Source organism: Streptomyces sp. NPDC020898 (assembly GCF_044333925.1).
Classification (GTDB): Bacteria; Actinomycetota; Actinomycetes; order Streptomycetales; family Streptomycetaceae; genus Streptomyces.
On the sequence record NZ_JBIRRV010000030.1, the window covers coordinates 1 to 15,907 of the forward strand.

General features: G+C 69.8%; 16 protein-coding genes. 9 read left to right on the forward strand and 7 right to left on the reverse strand.

Annotated features, from left to right (window positions below):
- Nucleotides 1-89: 89 nt before the first annotated feature.
- From urtD to ACH4TV_RS45450, 5 genes are all read left to right on the forward strand, one after another.
- Nucleotides 90-896, forward strand: a complete 807-nt coding sequence (gene urtD, locus ACH4TV_RS45430; protein WP_398407336.1) for an urea ABC transporter ATP-binding protein UrtD — start codon at nt 90-92, stop codon at nt 894-896.
- A 5-nt stretch (nt 897-901) separates the two neighbouring features.
- Entirely contained in the window at nt 902-1,609 is a 708-nt protein-coding gene (gene urtE / locus ACH4TV_RS45435; RefSeq protein ID WP_398407406.1) for an urea ABC transporter ATP-binding subunit UrtE, read from the forward strand.
- A 164-nt stretch (nt 1,610-1,773) separates the two neighbouring features.
- Complete coding sequence (locus ACH4TV_RS45440; protein ID WP_398407337.1) at nt 1,774-3,099, forward strand: amidohydrolase family protein; 1,326 nt, start codon at nt 1,774-1,776, stop codon at nt 3,097-3,099.
- Between the two features lie 112 nt (nt 3,100-3,211).
- Complete coding sequence (locus ACH4TV_RS45445) at nt 3,212-4,648, forward strand: RICIN domain-containing protein (RefSeq protein WP_398407338.1); 1,437 nt, start codon at nt 3,212-3,214, stop codon at nt 4,646-4,648.
- Between the two features lie 16 nt (nt 4,649-4,664).
- On the forward strand, nt 4,665-5,228 hold the full coding sequence (locus ACH4TV_RS45450; RefSeq protein WP_398407339.1) for a hypothetical protein: 564 nt from the start codon (nt 4,665-4,667) through the stop codon (nt 5,226-5,228).
- Between the two features lie 6 nt (nt 5,229-5,234).
- On the opposite strand, the gene ACH4TV_RS45455 is transcribed toward ACH4TV_RS45450, so the two are convergent.
- The 4 genes from ACH4TV_RS45455 to ACH4TV_RS45470 all read right to left on the reverse strand — a co-directional run bounded on the left by ACH4TV_RS45455 (nt 5,235) and on the right by ACH4TV_RS45470 (nt 7,725).
- Nucleotides 5,235-5,645 carry a hypothetical protein gene (locus tag ACH4TV_RS45455; protein WP_398407340.1) on the reverse strand — a complete coding sequence of 137 codons (411 nt, stop codon included), beginning with the start codon at nt 5,643-5,645 and terminating at the stop codon, nt 5,235-5,237.
- Between the two features lie 40 nt (nt 5,646-5,685).
- Nucleotides 5,686-6,033 carry a hypothetical protein gene (locus tag ACH4TV_RS45460; RefSeq protein WP_398407407.1) on the reverse strand — a complete coding sequence of 116 codons (348 nt, stop codon included), beginning with the start codon at nt 6,031-6,033 and terminating at the stop codon, nt 5,686-5,688.
- A gap of 52 nt (nt 6,034-6,085) precedes the next feature.
- Nucleotides 6,086-7,018: a helix-turn-helix domain-containing protein gene (locus tag ACH4TV_RS45465; RefSeq protein ID WP_398407341.1), complete on the reverse strand. Its 933-nt coding sequence runs from the start codon at nt 7,016-7,018 to the stop codon at nt 6,086-6,088.
- Between the two features lie 239 nt (nt 7,019-7,257).
- The gene (locus ACH4TV_RS45470) at nt 7,258-7,725 is read right to left on the reverse strand and encodes an ATP-binding protein (protein ID WP_398407342.1); all 468 of its coding nucleotides are present in this window, start codon (nt 7,723-7,725) and stop codon (nt 7,258-7,260) included.
- 157 nt (nt 7,726-7,882) lie between these two features.
- On the opposite strand from ACH4TV_RS45470, the gene ACH4TV_RS45475 reads away from it, so the two are divergent.
- From ACH4TV_RS45475 to ACH4TV_RS45490, 4 genes are all read left to right on the forward strand, one after another.
- On the forward strand, nt 7,883-8,758 hold the full coding sequence (locus tag ACH4TV_RS45475) for a helix-turn-helix domain-containing protein (protein WP_398407343.1): 876 nt from the start codon (nt 7,883-7,885) through the stop codon (nt 8,756-8,758).
- A complete protein-coding gene (locus tag ACH4TV_RS45480; RefSeq protein WP_398407344.1) occupies nt 8,755-8,967 on the forward strand; it encodes a DUF397 domain-containing protein in 213 nt (70 codons plus the stop codon). Before ACH4TV_RS45475 ends, ACH4TV_RS45480 begins: the two co-directional genes overlap by 4 nt.
- Nucleotides 8,968-9,228: 261 nt before the next feature.
- Nucleotides 9,229-9,786 (forward strand): DUF2690 domain-containing protein, encoded by a 558-nt coding sequence (locus tag ACH4TV_RS45485; protein WP_398407345.1) that lies wholly within the window; start codon nt 9,229-9,231, stop codon nt 9,784-9,786.
- 79 nt (nt 9,787-9,865) lie between these two features.
- Nucleotides 9,866-10,492, forward strand: coding sequence for a superoxide dismutase family protein (locus ACH4TV_RS45490; RefSeq protein ID WP_398407346.1), 627 nt, complete (start codon nt 9,866-9,868; stop codon nt 10,490-10,492).
- 262 nt (nt 10,493-10,754) lie between these two features.
- Here ACH4TV_RS45490 and ACH4TV_RS45495 read toward each other — a convergent pair whose 3' ends face one another.
- The 3 genes from ACH4TV_RS45495 to ACH4TV_RS45505 all read right to left on the reverse strand — a co-directional run bounded on the left by ACH4TV_RS45495 (nt 10,755) and on the right by ACH4TV_RS45505 (nt 15,829).
- Nucleotides 10,755-11,045, reverse strand: a complete 291-nt coding sequence (locus tag ACH4TV_RS45495) for a hypothetical protein (RefSeq protein WP_398407347.1) — start codon at nt 11,043-11,045, stop codon at nt 10,755-10,757.
- The gene (locus tag ACH4TV_RS45500) at nt 11,042-11,407 is read right to left on the reverse strand and encodes a DUF6247 family protein (RefSeq protein WP_398407348.1); all 366 of its coding nucleotides are present in this window, start codon (nt 11,405-11,407) and stop codon (nt 11,042-11,044) included. Before ACH4TV_RS45500 ends, ACH4TV_RS45495 begins: the two co-directional genes overlap by 4 nt.
- Before the next feature lie 330 nt (nt 11,408-11,737).
- Entirely contained in the window at nt 11,738-15,829 is a 4,092-nt protein-coding gene (locus ACH4TV_RS45505; RefSeq protein WP_398407349.1) for an NACHT and WD repeat domain-containing protein, read from the reverse strand.
- Between the last annotated feature and the right edge of the window lie 78 nt (nt 15,830-15,907).

A 15,907-nucleotide genomic window follows, 5' to 3' on the forward strand; every position in this document is an offset into this window, starting at 1 on the left:
TCAAGCGGCTCGCACGAGTGGCCGTGCACCCACCGGGACCGAGAGGTCACAACCCTATCCGTCAGGGCTGCACAAGGAATGGTGGTCTAGTGAGCGGCGGTGGTACGAGCGGTACGAGTGGTACGAATGGCGAGGCGCTGACGATCAGCGATCTGCGGGTCACGTTCGACGGCTTCACGGCGGTCGACGGCGTCAACCTGACCGTGGAACCCGGCGACTTGAGGTTCCTCATCGGCCCGAACGGCGCCGGAAAGACCACCCTGGTCGACGCGGTCACCGGCCTGGTGCGGGCCACCGGCTCGGTCCGTTTCGGCGACGAGGAGCTCCTCGGGCGCCCGGTGCAGCGGATCGCCCGCATGGGCATCGGCCGTACGTTCCAGACGGCGACGGTGTTCGAGGAACTGACCGTCCTCCAGAACCTGGACATCGCGGCGGGCGCCGGACGCGGTGTGTGGACGATGCTCCGCCGCCGCAAGGGAGTTCCGGAGGCGGTGACAAGGGCCCTGGAAACAACGGGACTCGGTGCTCTCGCCGACCGCCCGGTGGGGGCGCTGGCCCACGGCCAGAAGCAGTGGCTGGAGATCGGCATGCTGCTGGTCCAGGACGTACGGCTGCTGCTGCTCGACGAACCGGTGGCCGGCATGAGCCACGAGGAGCGCGAGGCGACCGGCGAACTGCTCCAGCGGGTCAGCGAGGATCACACGGTCGTCGTGATCGAGCACGACATGGACTTCATGCGGTCGTTCGCCCGCAGCGTCAGCGTCCTGCACGCGGGCAAGGTGCTCAGCGAGGGCACGGTGACCGAGGTCCAGGCGGACCCGAGGGTCCAGGAGGTCTACCTGGGCCGGGCGACCGCAACTGAGGCTGCCCCTGTACCTGTTGGGGAGGAGGCATGAAGCAGATGTCGACAGCGCAGAATCTGGAGATCGTCGACGTACGGGCCGGCTACGACCGTACGACCGTTCTGCACGGCGTGACCGTGGCCGTGCCGAAGGACGGTGTGGCCGCCGTGCTCGGGCACAACGGCGCCGGGAAGAGCACGTTGCTCCGGGCGGCCATGGGCCTGCTGAAGCCGACCGCCGGGCGGGTCCTGCTGAACGGCGAGGACATCACCCGCCTCTCCCCGCACCAGCGGGTGGCGCGCGGAATGGCGTACGTCCCGCAGGGCCAGCAGTCGTTCCCGCATCTGACCACGGCCGAGAACCTCCAACTCGTCGCCGACGGACGGGCCGACGGGAAGGAGGCGGTGGCCGAGGCCCTCGACCTCTTCCCCGCTCTCCGTGAACTGTCGGGTCGCAGAGCGGGTCTGCTATCAGGCGGCCAGCGCCAGCAACTCGCCCTGGCTCGCGCCCTGGTGACCCGCCCGAGCCTGCTCCTGCTCGACGAGCCGACGGAGGGCATCCAGCCGTCGGTGGTGGCGGAGATCGAGGAGACGATCCTCGGACTCGCCGCCCGGGGCGGGCTGTCGGTCCTCCTCGTGGAGCAGCACGTGGGCTTCGCGATGCGTGCCGCCCAGCAGTACTACGTCCTGGAGGCGGGCCGCGTCACGTCCTTTGGCGAGGGCGGCACGGGGGCCGAGCAGACGGTACGGGAGGCGCTGAGCGTCTGAACCCGGGCACAGCAGGAAGGGGCTGATCCGCAGTGCGCACGCGCACCGCGGATCAGCCCCTTCTCGCTGTGTCCCGTCCCGTCCCGCCTGTCCTGCCGCGTCCGAACGGTTGATTCTCTGATAGTGAGAAGCTAATTTACGTTGACAGAGAAGGTCAGAATCACATGCTCGGAGGAACCGTCATGGAACGGGACGACCTGATCCTGATCAGCGTGGACGACCACATCATCGAACCGCCGGACCTCTTCGTGAACCACCTGCCGAAGCGGTATCTGGACGACGCGCCGAAGCTCGTCCACCGCGAGGACGGCAGTGACGTCTGGCAGTTCCGCGACAGCACCATCGGCAACGCCGCGCTGAACGCGGTCGCCGGGCGGCCCAAGGAGGAGTACGGCCTCGACCCCCAGGGCATGGACGAGATCAGGCCCGGCTGTTACGACGTACACGAGCGCATCAAGGACATGAACGCCGGTGGCGTCCTGGCCCAGATGAACTTCCCGTCCTTCCCCGGCTTCGCCGCGCGCCTGTTCGCCACGGACGACGAGGACTTCTCGCTGGCGCTGGTGCGGGCGTACAACGACTGGCACATAGACGAGTGGTGCGGTGCCTACCCCGGCCGTTTCATCCCGATGGCCCTCCCCGCGATCTGGTCGGCGGAGCTGTGCGCGGCCGAGGTCCGCAGGGTGGCGGAGAAGGGCTGTCACAGCCTGACCTTCCCGGAGAACCCGGCGGCGCTGGGCTACCCGAGCTTCCACGACGAGTACTGGAACCCGCTCTGGCAGGCCCTGTCGGACACGAACACGGTCCTGTCGGTGCACATCGGCTCGTCGGGCCGGCTGGCGATCCCGGCGGTGGACTCACCGCCGGACGTGATGATCACGCTCCAGCCGATCAACCTCGTGTCGGCGGCGGCGGATCTGCTCTGGTCGAGGGCCGTGAAGGAGTACCCCGACCTGAAGATCGCGCTGTCGGAGGGCGGCACGGGCTGGATCCCGTACTTCCTGGAGCGCGTCGACCGGACCTTCGAGATGCACGCGACGTGGACGCTCCAGGACTTCGGCGGCAAGCTGCCGTCCGAGGTGTTCCGCGACCACTTCCTGACCTGCTTCATCAGCGACGACCTGGGTGTGAAGCTGCGGCACGAGATCGGTATCGACAACATCTGCTGGGAGGGCGACTACCCGCACAGCGACTCGATGTGGCCGGACGCGCCGGAACAGATCCAGGGCGTCCTGGAGAAGCACTCCGTCCCGGACGAGGACATCGTCAAGATGACCCACGAGAACGCGATGCGCTGGTACTCGTTCGACCCCTTCTCCCACGTCCCGAAAGACCGGGCCACGGTCGGCGCGCTGCGCAGGGCGGCCGCGGGCCACGACGTGAGCATCCGCCCCCGGAGCCGCCAACTGACCCAGCCGGTGGACAAGTTGGAGGCGTTCAGGTCGCGGGCACGGGCGGCGGTGGCGGCAGCGGCGGCGGCGCCGAGGTAGTAGGCGCGACGGCAGTAATAAAGTGCTCGTCGGGGTGATCGGTGCCCGTCGGGGCAGCCGGTTTGCCCCGATGGCTCCTGACGGACGATGTCCGCCGCCGTAGCGTCGAGCGGTGAGCCTTTGGACTTCTCTCGAACCCGCGTCGACCACGGTGGACCCCGGTGGCAGCACGACCGTACGGCTGAGGCTGCGCAACACCGGTGACGTGGTCGACGAGTACCGCTTCGAACCCGTCGGTGACATCGCGCCCTGGACCACAGTGGAACCGGCCTCGCTGCGACTGTTCCCGGGGACGACGGGGACGGTGGAGCTGACGTTCGCGCCGCCACGCACGCCGGACGCGACCGCGGGCCCGAACTCGTACGCGGTACGGATCACACCGACCGAGCACCCGGAGTCGGTGACCGTTCCCGAGGGAAACCTGACGATCACCCCCTTCACGGAGGTACGGGCCGAGCTCGTCCCCCCGACGGTGAAGGGCCGTCTGCGGGGGCGGCCGAAACTGGCGGTCGACAACCTCGGCAACACGAAGGTGACCGCGTCACTCAGCGGCAGCGACAACGGCGACCAGTTGTCGTACGACATCCATCCGGGCAGCATCCAGATCGAGCCCGGCCGGGCCGCCTTCGTGAAGGCCACGCTGAAGCCACGGCAGATCACCTGGTTCGGGTCCAAGGAGGAACGGCCGTACACCATCGAGGTGAAGCGGTCGGGGGTGACACCGCTCGCCGTCGAGGGCACCTACGTACAGCGGAGCTTCCTCCCCGGCTGGCTCGCCACCGCCCTCGGGATCTGCCTGGCGCTCGCGATCACCTTCGTCATGCTGTGGATCGCCTACCAGCCCAGAGTCATCACCAGCGCCAAGGAGTTGCAGGAGGCCGGGGTCAGCACGCTGCCGCCGCCCCTCCCGACGCCGCAGCCCTCGGCACCCGCGGCAGCGGCCCCGCCCGCAGAGACACCCCGACTACCAGCCGAACCGCCGGCCTCGGAAGAGGCAGACGGAGGCGGCAACGGTGACGGTGAGGGCGGCGACGGCGACGCGAAGCCCCCGCCCGCCAAGCCGAAACCCCCGGCCGCGCCCCGCATGTCCAACATCATGCTGCGCAACACGACCACCAAGATGTGCGTCGACCTCCCGGCGCCCGACGACACCGATTCGGCGGGCCGCGTGGTGCAGGCCCCCTGCGACGAGGGCTCCGCCACCCAGCGGTGGAACCTGGAGCAGCGGTACGCGAAGGGCGCTTTCGGCGGCGCCCCTCTCCTCCAGATCCGCAACGTCAAGGACCAGAAGTGCGTGGACCTGGCGGATTATGGCGCCAAGCCCATCAGGTCGCCGATCCTGGAGTACACCTGCGATGGAACGACCGCCGACAACCAGCTGTGGTGGCTCGCCGAACAGGAGAGCGGCGTCTACTGGATCCGCAACTACGCCAGCAACAACGAATGCCTCGACGTCGCCGGCTACAGCACCGGCGGAGAAGGAGCCAACCTCACCCTCTTCACCTGCTCGGTCATCGACGACCAGGAGTGGCAGATCGCCCGTCCCTAGGACCCCGGAGGGCGATGTGTTGGGACTGGGCCTGCTCGGCTTCTACGACGAACTCGACGACCGTCCGGACCGGCCGGACCAGCCGAACGGCTCGATCCGAGACGCCGTCCGGCCCGTCGGCGAGCCGGACGAGGCGGAGTTGGTGGCGTACCTGGACGCCGGCCACGTCCTCATCGACGTCATGGAAGGCGGCCGCGACGTCCTCACCGGAAGCGCGCACCGCCACTCTCAGGGCTGCTCGTCGCCGCTCACGGACGGCACCTGGATCTGGCGCCAGGACTTCCCGCACTACGTCGAGACACACCACGTCCTGCTCCCCGAGGCGTTCATCGACCACGTACGACGCCTGAACCACCGGATGCCGCCCCTCGTCGCCGCGCAGTTCGCCCCCCACTACAACGCGACGATGCCCCTCATCGGCTGGTCCTCGGCCGTCCCGTGGCGCTCGACCGAGGCCGTACTCGAACCCGAACGGCGCGCGGTGACAACCAAAGCGGAGTTCGACGCGACGCTGCGGGCCCAGGAACGAAACCGACCGGAGGGCAACTGGAAGAAGCCCCGCAAGCCGCGGAGAGCGTGAGGCAACTCAACGGATGTCTTCCGCCGGATCGTCGCGGCCGGTCTCACCCAGCAACGCACCCTCACTGTCCACAGCGGCCGGCGCCGCCCGCAACGTATGCCGCCGCAGGGCGCGAACCACGTAGGCGTCCAGCGAAAGCCCGGCGTCGGCTGCCGCCTTGCGCACTTCAGCATCGAGATCATCTGGTAGCCGGACAGCGAATTCGACGGAGCCCGAGTGCTCGACGGGGTTGAGCGGGACATCCGGTGCGTACTCTCGCGCCGCTGCGAGGCGGCTGGCACGGTGGTCGGCCTCGATCTCGGCGTCGTCCCTGTCCTCGATGCCCATCTCATCGAGGAGACGCGCCGTCTTCTCGGCCGCGCCCGGATCCTCCCTCAGGAGCGCCCGCCTGCGCTCACGCCAGCTGTCGCCGGTCACCGTCGCTCCTCCAGACGAAATGCGTACTCCCACTTCCAGCTCACTCGCGGACTGCGTTCATGGCCTCGTCCAGGACAGAACTCAGCTCCCGCAGGGCTTCCCGAGCAGTGGCCGGATCTTCGTGCTCCAGACGGCTCTGCGCACGGGCGTAACGAACGGCCAGATCCGGACGACGCGCGATTTCGATGTCCCTGGCCCACACCAGGACCCAGCTCCGAACAGGGCTGAGGGACTGCCACTCGACCGCCTTGGCGAATGCCTCGTCCTTCTGGGCCTGCATCTCGTCCAGACGTCCCGGATCGACGACGGCGAGGGCCGCACGCAGGGCGTCAGGGGTGTGCTCGGGACGGGGGATCAACTCGTGTCCGTGGTCGGGCTGGGTGCTCAACGTGTCCTCCTGGGTGCCGTCGCCGGGGAATCTGTCCAAGGGAGACGAGTTGTCAGGCAGCCGTGGGAACGGCGGCCCGGCAGTCCCGGCAGCGACCGGGTTCGGGCCCACGGAATCCCCGGTCGCAGCCGTCGCAGTTCCGGAGCGGGTGCTGGACGTGGATGGTCTCCAGTCCCGGGGATGGGCCTCCGAACGGCGCCGGGGGCGGTAGTTGGGTGGTGAGGCGGTGGGCGAGGAGGGCGGCTGGGCGGCGGGTGCCTTCGGGTGGGAGGTCGTGGGTGAGGGCGTGGCGTACGGCGGTGGGGCTGGCGTCGCGTTCGAGCCAGGCGGCGACGCCGGGGGCGAGGTGGGTGGTGTCGCAGGCGGACAGGAGGAGGTCGGGGTGGTGGTGGCGGAGGCCGGTGAGGAGGTCGGTGGCGGCCTGGAGGAGTCCGGGCCCGGTGTACGCGGGTTGCGGTACGGCGGGGAGGGGCTTGCGTGGGGTGCGCTTCTTGGGTGGGCCGGGGGTGGTGGGGTGCGCGGGGCGGGTCGGCTCGGGGGCGTGGTCGGTAGGACGGTCGGGCTCGGTACGGCGATCGGTGTGCTGCCCGGCGTGGCGGCCGGGCTGGTTGCAGGAGACCGTGCGGGTGACGATGCGGCCGGTGGGGGTGCGTTCGCGGGGGCGTCGCAGGTAACCGTGGGCTTCCAGTTCGCGCAGGGCGGCGGCGATACGGTCCGAACCCTCGGGGAACCGGGCGACGAGGGTCTTGATGTCGACGCGGGCACCGGCGGGCAGCGACTGGATGTGGACGCTCAGCCCGATGGCGAGCAGCGAGAGCTCGGGGTGCTGGGCGAGGTGGTTGCCGATCACCGTGAAGCGGGTGGTGTGGTGCGTGTTGTCGTGGGTCACGCCGGAAACGCCGGAGCTGGAGCGCCGTTTCGGGTGTTTGTCGCCCGCAATACGGGCTTGGGCGTGCGAGGGCACGCTAAGGTTTTTCTTATCCATCGGGAAGGTCTCGACTTCTTTGGTGGTCAGGCCCTCGCATTGGGATGCCAGTCCCGGCGAGGGCCGTCGTATGTCCGCCGTCAGCGGTTGTTTGTGGTCGTGCTGCTGCGCTGAGCGTAAGGCAGGCAACCGGGCACAAATCCAGCTGAGTTGGCGATGTTCACCCGGGGGAGTGACGCGGCACGACAACGGGCGGGAGGGGTGGGGTTTGGTCGGTTTCTTTCTCTCTACGTTTCTTTCTAAAGACCGCTGGTCGCACCGGAACACGGAGTCCCAGGTTCCGGTGCGGCGTCGATTTCCGCCCACACCATCTTGCGAGGCCGCAACCCCGGACCCCACCCCCAGCGGTCGGCGAGCGCCTCGACCAGGACGAGGCCCCGCCCCGACTCCGCGTCGACGGAAGGGGGTTGGGGAGACGGCGTACGGTCGCCGCACGTGTCGACCACCTCGATGCGCAGGGTGCCGCCGATGACGTACATGGTGAGCCGGAAGTCGCGGCCCGGTACGCGTCCGTGGGTGACCGCGTTGGCCGCCAGCTCGGCCACGATCTGACGGGCCGGGTCCACCGGCAGCTCCCAGGAACGGAGTTGCTCGGCGGCGAGCAGCCGGGCCAGGCGGGCGCCACGAGGTGTGGGAGACAGGCGCACGCTGAAGTTGCGGATGGTGTGCCCGAGTTGGGCCTCGGGGGCGGCGGTTGTTTGATTCACGTCACCCAGAGTGGCCGTACACACCTACCGTGAGCAGTGACTCCGCCGTTGCGTACGGTGACTGTCCGGAGCTTGTCCGGTCGTGTCCGGCCTGTCGGAACGGGGCGTAGGGGTAGGGGCGGGGACAGTACGGCGCGGGTACGACGGAGGGCGCGGCATGAGCGTGGACAGCGAGGCGGGGCAGCTCAAGAGCGAGGCGGACGAGCCGGGTTGGGAGGTGGACCCCGACGACGAGTGGGGTGTGGCGGTCGTGGAGACCGTCGGACGGCAGCTGAAGCTGCGGCGCGAAGCGGTGGGGATGCGGGCCGCCGACTTCGGCAGGGCCCTCGGGTACGGCGAGGACATCGTGTACAAGATCGAGGGCGGGAAGCGGATCCCCCGGCCCGAGTACTTGGTGAAGGCGGACGAGGTGCTGGGGGCGAACGGGCTGATCGCCGCCATGAACGAGGACCTGGAGAAGGTCCAGTACCCGAAGAAGGTACGGGCCATCGCGAAGATGGAAGCGAAGGCAGTCGAGATCGGGCTGTACCTGTGCAACAGCATCAGCGGGCTGTTGCAGACGCGGGGCCATGCGAGGGCCGCGATTGACGCGGCGCAACCTCCGTACTCCGAAGGCGAAGTAGAGCGCATGGTGGCCGCTCGCCTCGCTCGACAGTCCATCTTCGAACGGGACCCGGCGCCCGCGCTCGGCTTCGTGCTGGAAGAGGCGCTGCTGCGGCGCCGACTCGGAGGCACAATGGTGTGGCGACAGCAGCTCGAACGTCTGCTGGAAGTGGGGCGATTGCGCAACGTCACCCTTCAGGTGATGTCCATGCACTGCGAGGTTCATTCCGGTCTGGACGGCAAGATCGAGGTGCTGAAGTTCGCGGACGGCACGGCGGTGGCGCGCTCCGATGGCACGTTCAACGGCCGCCCCGTCTCCGATCCGAGGCAGCTCCGTATTCTTGAGCTGCGGTACAGCACCATCCGGGCCCAGGCTCTTCCACCGGGGGAGTCGCTGGCCCTCATCGAACAACTGCTGGGAGAAACATGATCCTCAAGGCCTCCGCCGGGGACGCCTCCGAACTGGCGTGGTTCAAGAGCAGCTACAGCGACGGGAACGACGGCGAGTCCTGCGTCGAGGTCGCCACCACCCCCCGCACCATCCACGTACGCGACTCCAAGAACATAGAGACGGGCCCCCGCCTCGCCTTCGCCCCCACCACCTGGGCCGAGTTCGTCCCGTACGCGACCGAAGGCTGACCAACTCGCCGCGGTCCGGCATTCACTGACCGAGCATCAGATGCCAGTTCTTGAAGTTTCACGGATCCTCCTCAGTACCCTGCGGTAGTAGTCCAGGAGTGCGACAAACGGCGCTATAGGGTCGTGATCGAAGCTGCGGACGCCTCAACTGTTGGGGGCAGGGTCGAGCTTGTGCGTCACCACGCACCCTTCTCCCTTGCACCCCACCTCGGTGTCCGTGGCCTCACACCCCCCATGCACTCCTGAGATCGGACATTTCTCATGCGATCCGTTTTCGCCCGTCGAGCCGTCGCGGCCGCGGCCCTCGCCCCGCTGCTCGCGCTCGCCGCCCCCGCCCTCGCACACGCCGACACCGTGACCCCCTCCCCCTCCCCCTCGCCCAGTGCCACCGCGCCGGCCGTCACCGAGGGCGAGGCCGCAGTCAAGGACGGCGACAGCCCCTACACGGACAACTGTGCCGCGGGCGCCACGACCGCCAAGTCCGCCGACATCACCGTGGGCGGTGCCAAGGTCGGTCTGATCGAGATCCGGCACAGCGCGAACTGCGATGTCGCCTGGGGCCGGATACAGCTCACCGACGCGGGCGAGCAGTACGTCAACGAGCAGACGACCGTGGCCATCACGCGCGAGGGCTCGGACGCGACCTACTCCTGCACGCCCAGCCTGGACAAGAGCGACTCCCTCAACGCCTACACCTGCTACACGAGCGTCGTACTGCTGGACGGCGGCAGCGCACGCGCCTCCGCCGTCAACCCGGCCTTCGATGCTTCGCCGGGTGCCGGGGCGGGCGAGGTCGTCACCGAGAGCTTCGCGGAGTAGCCACACCAGGTCCGACGCACATCGCAGTCCGTGCGCCGTACGCCGTACGTCCCCCCACACTTGGAGAGTTGAGTTCCGCATGAGTCGACACAAGTTCACCACCCGCCACAAACGCCTCATGATCGTCGGCGCCGGTGCCACCGCACTCGCCGCAGCCATCGGCCTGGCGGCCACGGCCGGGGCCAGCGAGACACCCGCCGAGCGGACGTCGTCGTGGAAGCCGGTCGTCGTCAAGGTCGAGTTCGCCCCGGCGAGCGAGGCGGCCGAGGCCGACGCGGTGACGTACAACACCGAGCTGGTCCCCGTGGGAAGCCGTGTCCGGGTCAAGGAGGTTCGTGGCCTCGGCGGCGCCACCCTGGTGGAACTGCGCGTGAAGGACCTCGCCGCCGACCGCACCTACGGAGCCCACGTCCACACCAAGCCGTGCGGTGAGCTTCCCACCGCCGCGGGCCCGCACTACCAGAACGAGCTGGACCCGACCCAGCCGTCCGTCGACTCGAAGTACGCCAACCCGAAGAACGAGGTGTGGCTGGACCTCACCACGAACAAGGACGGCACGGGCCGTGCCACGGCCGGGGTCGACTGGCGGTTCCGTGAGGGCGGTGCCCGGTCTGTGGTGATCCACATGATGGCCACGGCCACGCACGACGGCCACGCCGGAACGGCGGGCGCGCGGCTCGCCTGCGTCAACGTGCCGTTCAAGTAGACCGTCGAGTAGGCCGTCGTCCTGGGGCGGACCCCAACAGGGGCCGCCCCATCCGCCCCAGGACGGGTCCTCGGACGAACGCGATCACCGCGCCGCAGGAGTGCGTCGAGATCGCCGCCGGCACCATCCACGTACGCGGCTCCAAGAACACAGAGCGTGGCCCCCGTCTGGCCTTCGCCCCACCACCTGGGCCGACTTCATCCCGTACGCGACCGAGCGCTGACCGGGCTTGCCACGTGGATGCGGCGAGCCCGGGGCCGAATCACAAGTTGACGCGCTTGACGTATACACGCTTGCGGTACGGAATGACCTGGTACCAGACGAGGATCGTTCCGCTGCTGTAGGTGCGTAGCCGCATGGGGTTCGGGTCTTCGTCGAGGCGGCCGTCGGGGCCGAGACCGTACGCGGCGAGGTCGGCGAGTGCGGATGCGATGACAACGACCGCTTCCCGGTCCGGGACCTTCATGCCGCCGACCACCCACTCGGCGTCGGGGTCGTACTCCCAGGCCCAGCCGGTGACGCCGTCCTCAATGCCTTCTTCTCGTTCGTTCACCGCTGAGCGACTCCGGCCTCCTCCGATGCCGTGTCGAGTATGCGGGTGACCGCGACCTGGGCCTGCCGAAAGGACCCCTCCGGGGCGTTCGGATCTGCGATGGTCCGCTCGGCCTCGTGCATCATCCGTGCCTGCTCAGGGTGGCGCTCGATGGCGACGATCGTGGCCCACTTCTCCAGGAACAGCCTCATGGGTGTGATGGACGAGAGCTGGATGGCCTGGTCGAAGGCTTCCCCGAGGTCGCGGTCGAACTCGGGGAGTCGGGTGAGCGCGATCTGCTTGACCGCTTCACGCAGGGCGTCGCGGGTGGTCGGGGGCTGCGGAATGAGCGGTGGTGATGTCTCTGCGTGCTGTGCACTCATGCGCGTACTCCAATCGACGCTGCTTCGTCATGACCCTAGCCGCCTCGCATCCGCAAGGTCAGCTGATCGAGGGTCCGTCAGAGGGGAGCGCATGAGGAAGACCCGGCGGCCGTGTTCCAGGGCCTCTCCGGGCATAAAAGAACCCGACCGCTGGCGACGGGGGATGCACCAGCGATCGGGCTCTGGCCAAGGATAACAAGGCTGCGTGCTCAGTGGGAGCCGACTGCTCTCCGAAGGCGACCAGTTGTGATCGGGATCACTCCCACTGGCCTCCTGTTTCCCTACAACCCCGACGGCCTCTCACTCGTCGTCGCTCGCCCTCACGCGTCCTCACTCGTCGCACGGCGGCTCGTAAGCGAGCCGGGGCAGGTACTCGTGCCACTTCTCCGCCGTCAGGACGCCCCGCGTCGTCGAGCAGATGTGGGTGACCGCCGCGTCGATGTCGAGGTCCCACAGCCGGACCGTGTCCGCGCCGCTCGACACCCCGACGATGCCGCCCCGGGGGCTGAACGCCAGGAAGTTGCCCGTCTTGGCGTTGGGGTTCATCGACTGGCCGATGGAACTCGCCCTCGACGGATCGCCGACGTTCCAGAGCCGGACCGTGTTGTCGTTGCCGCCGCTCGCCAGGACGTGGCCGTCCGGGCTGAACGACAGTGACTCGACCGCTTCGGTGTGCCCGGTGAGGGGGGCGCCCAGGCTGTGGACCTCGGCCGGGTCGGTGACGTCCCAGAGGCGGACCGTGCCGTCGTCGCCGCCGCTGGCGAGGGTGCGCCCGTCGGGGCTGTAGGCCAGCTCGTTGACGGGGCCCTGGTGTTCCCTGATCACCTTGCCGAGCAAGGTGGCCCTGGCCGGGTCGGTGACGTCCCACAGGCGGATCGTGCCGTCCGCGCTGGCGCTGGCCAGGGTGCGGCCGTCGTGGCTGAAGACGAACGAGTCGACGTACCCCTTGTAGCCGGTGAGCTGGGGGCCCAGCGGGCGCAGGTGGGCGGGGTCGCTCGCGTCCCACAGCTGGACGGTGAAGTCCTTGTAGGCCGTGGCCAGCGTGCGCCCGTCCGGGCTGAACGCCACCGAGGCGGCGAACCGGGTCTTCAGCTGGACGGGGTCGGACCAGGCGACGGGATGCTCCGGATCGCTGACGTTCCACAGCTGCACCGTGCTGTTCCCGGCCGCCAGCGCGAGGGTGCGGCCGTCAGGGGAGAACACCGGCGACCGCACCTCGCCCTCGCCGGGCGTGAACGGTTTACCCAGGGCCACGGGACGGTTGGGCCGCGCCACGTTCCACAGGTGGACCTGGCCGTCGCGCGAGCCGGTGGCGAGCAGTTTGCCGTCCGGGCGGAACACGCCGATGCGGCCGATCATGTCCGACGTCGGCAGCGACCACAGCCGCACCTTGCTGTCGCCGCTCCCGGTGGCGAGCGTACGGCCGTCGGGGCTGAAGCCCAGCGCGTACATCTCGCCGCTGCTGCCCGCGAGGGGCTCGCCGACCTGCGAGGGGTACTGCGGATCGCTGACGTTCCACAGGCTGGCGGTGCTGTCCGCGCTGGCGGCGGCCAGCGTGGCGCCGTCCGGGCTGAAGGCCACCGACCAGATCGCGTCGGTGTGGCCGGTCAGCGGCGCGCCGAGCTGGGTGGCGTGCGCGGGATCGGACACGTCCCACAGCCGGATCGTGTCGTCGCCGGCGCCACTGGCGAGGGTGCGCCCGTCGGGGCTGAAGGCCACGGAGTGCACCAGGTTCGTATGCCCGGTCAGTTTCGTGTCGTACGGCTTCGGGTCGCGCGGGTCCGACACGTCGTACAGCCGGATCGCGTTGTCGTCGCCGCCCGCCGCGAGTCTGTGGCCGTCGCGGCTGAACGCGATCGCGCGCACCGCGGCGTCGGCGCCGGTGAGGGTGGAGAGGGAGGTGGGGCGGGCTGGGTCGGCCATGTTCCACAGGCGGACCGTGCGGTCCTCGCTCGCTGAGGCGAGGGTGCGGCCGTCCGGGCTGAAGGCGATCAGGTAGATCGTGCCGTCATGGTCGGTCAGGGGCGCGCCGAGGGAGCGCGGACGCGCCGGGTCGGACACGTCCCACCGGCGGATCGTGCCGTCGTCGCCTGCGCTGACCAGGGTGCGGCCGTCGGGGCTGAAGACCGCGCTGCTCACCCAGCTCGCGTTCGCGGCCAGGGGCTTCCCGAGTGGCTTGGGCTTCGACCGGTCCGACACGTCCCACAGGCGTACGGTCCTGTCGTAGCTGGCGGTGGCCAGGAGCCGCCCGTCCGGGCTGAACGTGGTGAGGTAGACGGCGCCGGTGTGGCCGATCAGCGGGGTGGACAGCGGGGTGTTCACGATCGAGATCAGCCGGCTGTGGGTGCTCCCGTCGTTGGGGCGAAGCTCGTGGGCGACCAGGCTGAGCTGCGCCGACAGCGACGGGTCCGTCGAGTGGACGCGGTCCGCCTCGGCGAGCACGTTCGCGAAGACGGCGTCGTCGCGCTGCTGCCGGGCGATGAGCGCCGCCCCGGCGGCCAGCACGGCCAGCACGACCACCACGGCGACGGCGGCGCGGCTGATCCAGACGGTGCGCTTGCGCAGCCTGACCGAGGCGGCCAGGAACTGCACCGCGCTGCGGGTCAGGAAGGTCTCACCGGCGGACTTCGCCCAGGTGTGCGCCTGCTCCAGCCGGGAGCCCCGGTAGAGAAGGGACGAGTCGCGCTTCGACTCCTCCCAGGACCGGCTGTCCTCCTCCACGCGCTGGCGCAGCAGGTTGCCGCCCCGGTCCTCGTCGATCCAGTCGCGCAGTCGAGGCCAGGCGTGCAGCAGCGCCTCGTGGGTGATCTCCACGCTCTCCGCGTCGAGGGTCACCAGCCGGGCGCGCACCAGCGCTTCGAGGGACTCCTCCGTCTTGGCGGGGTCCGCCGACTCGGCGGCCAACTGCCGTCGCGTACCGCGCCTGCGGGTGGCCTGGGTGTCCTCGCCGAGGCGTACCAGGCGCAGCAGCAGCAGCCTCGCGGCGGTACGGGCGGCCGGGTCGAGGCCCGTCCAGGCGCGCTCGGCGGTCGCCGCCACCGCGCCCTGGATACCGCCGGCCACGCGGTAGCCGGACAGTGTCAGCCGCCCGCCCTTGCGCCGCTGCCAGGTGGCGAGCAGGGCGTGCGAGAGGAGCGGCAGCGCGCCCGCGTCATGCGTTCCGCGCGGTCCGTCGGCGCTCACCTCGCGCACGATCAGTTCCGCGAGCCCCGGTTCGAGCTCCAGGCCGACGGCCTTGGCGGGGCCGCTCACCGCCTCCCGCAGCTCGGCGGTGCTCAGCGGCCCGAGGACCATGTGCCGGTGCTGGAGCGCGTCGGCGAGTTCGGGATGGCGCAGGCACTGGTCGTAGAAGTCGGCGCGGATACCGAGGACGACGAGCACGGGGGCCACCTCGTCCGCACCGGTCCGCTCACCGGGGCCGGGGGGCGAGGCGGCGGCGTGGAGGACCTGGATGAAGGCGTTCCGGTCCGCCTCGTCGAGGCAGAGGGTGAACGTTTCCTCGAACTGGTCGACGATGACGACGGGGCGGGAGAGGGAGGCGGCAGGGGAGTCGGACGCGTCGCGGCGGGCCCAGACGGCGACCGTCTCCCGTACCGCACGGGCGAATTCGGGCGTACCGGGCTCGGCCGCCGATTCCCCGGCGGCGGGGGCGAGGATGTCCGCGAGTCCGGGGATACGGCGGGTCAGCTCGGCGAGCGGATCGCTGCCCGGGACGAGCTGAACGACCTCCGGGGCCGGTCGCCCCGGGCCGCCCAGCGCCCCCTCCTGCAACGCGGGCACCAGACCGGCGCTCAGCAGGGACGACTTGCCCGCCCCGGAGGCGCCCACGAGCATGACCAGACCGCCGGAGCCGGTGCCGGTGCCGGTGTCTGCGGGGTCGGTGTCCGTGGCCGCCGTGGGTTCCGACGCGCGTAGATGCGCGACCAGGGCGTCGGTGCTGCGCTCCCGGCCGAAGAACCAGCGGGTGTCCTCCAGGCGGTACGAGGCGAGGCCCCGGTAGGGGCACACCGCGCCGGGAACGGCCGCGACCTCGACGGCGTGGGGCTCCTCGCCCTCCAGGGGGGCCGGGGCCCGGTCACCGACGGGATCCGCGACCGCCCGTTCCCACAGGCGCTGCCACTGGGCCATGTCGTACAGCCCGGGGGAGACGGGGACCGGCCGTGCGCGGCGGGCCTGCGGGACGAGGACACTCAGTACGGCCGCGAGGGCGACGAACTGGGCGGGCACGTTCTTCGCCCGGCGCCAGTCGCTGATCCGCTGCACGGACACCCGTACGGGCCGTCCTCGTTCGTCGACCCGCTGCTGCTGGACGACGGCTTCGGCCACTCGCTTGAGGGGAGGATTTCCGGCCTCCTTGTACAACAGCGCGAGCCGCTCCGCGAAGGCCGTGCGCGCCCCTGAGTCGGAACTCAAGGTCTCCACCCCTTACTTCCCCCGCGTCTGTCATCCGGTGTCATCCGGACCGGAAAAGACACTCTATACGGCTGACCTGCGGTTACG

Coding starts and splice junctions, on each gene's coding strand:
- ACH4TV_RS45440 (WP_398407337.1), top strand. CDS start 1,774: ATGCTCGGAGGAACCGTCATGGAACGGGACGACCTGATCCTGATCAGC.
- ACH4TV_RS45500 (WP_398407348.1), bottom strand. CDS start 11,407: ATGAGTGCACAGCACGCAGAGACATCACCACCGCTCATTCCGCAGCCC.
- ACH4TV_RS45480 (WP_398407344.1), top strand. CDS start 8,755: ATGATCCTCAAGGCCTCCGCCGGGGACGCCTCCGAACTGGCGTGGTTC.
- ACH4TV_RS45485 (WP_398407345.1), top strand. CDS start 9,229: ATGCGATCCGTTTTCGCCCGTCGAGCCGTCGCGGCCGCGGCCCTCGCC.
- urtE (WP_398407406.1), top strand. CDS start 902: ATGTCGACAGCGCAGAATCTGGAGATCGTCGACGTACGGGCCGGCTAC.
- ACH4TV_RS45490 (WP_398407346.1), top strand. CDS start 9,866: ATGAGTCGACACAAGTTCACCACCCGCCACAAACGCCTCATGATCGTC.
- ACH4TV_RS45475 (WP_398407343.1), top strand. CDS start 7,883: ATGAGCGTGGACAGCGAGGCGGGGCAGCTCAAGAGCGAGGCGGACGAG.
- ACH4TV_RS45465 (WP_398407341.1), bottom strand. CDS start 7,018: ATGGATAAGAAAAACCTTAGCGTGCCCTCGCACGCCCAAGCCCGTATT.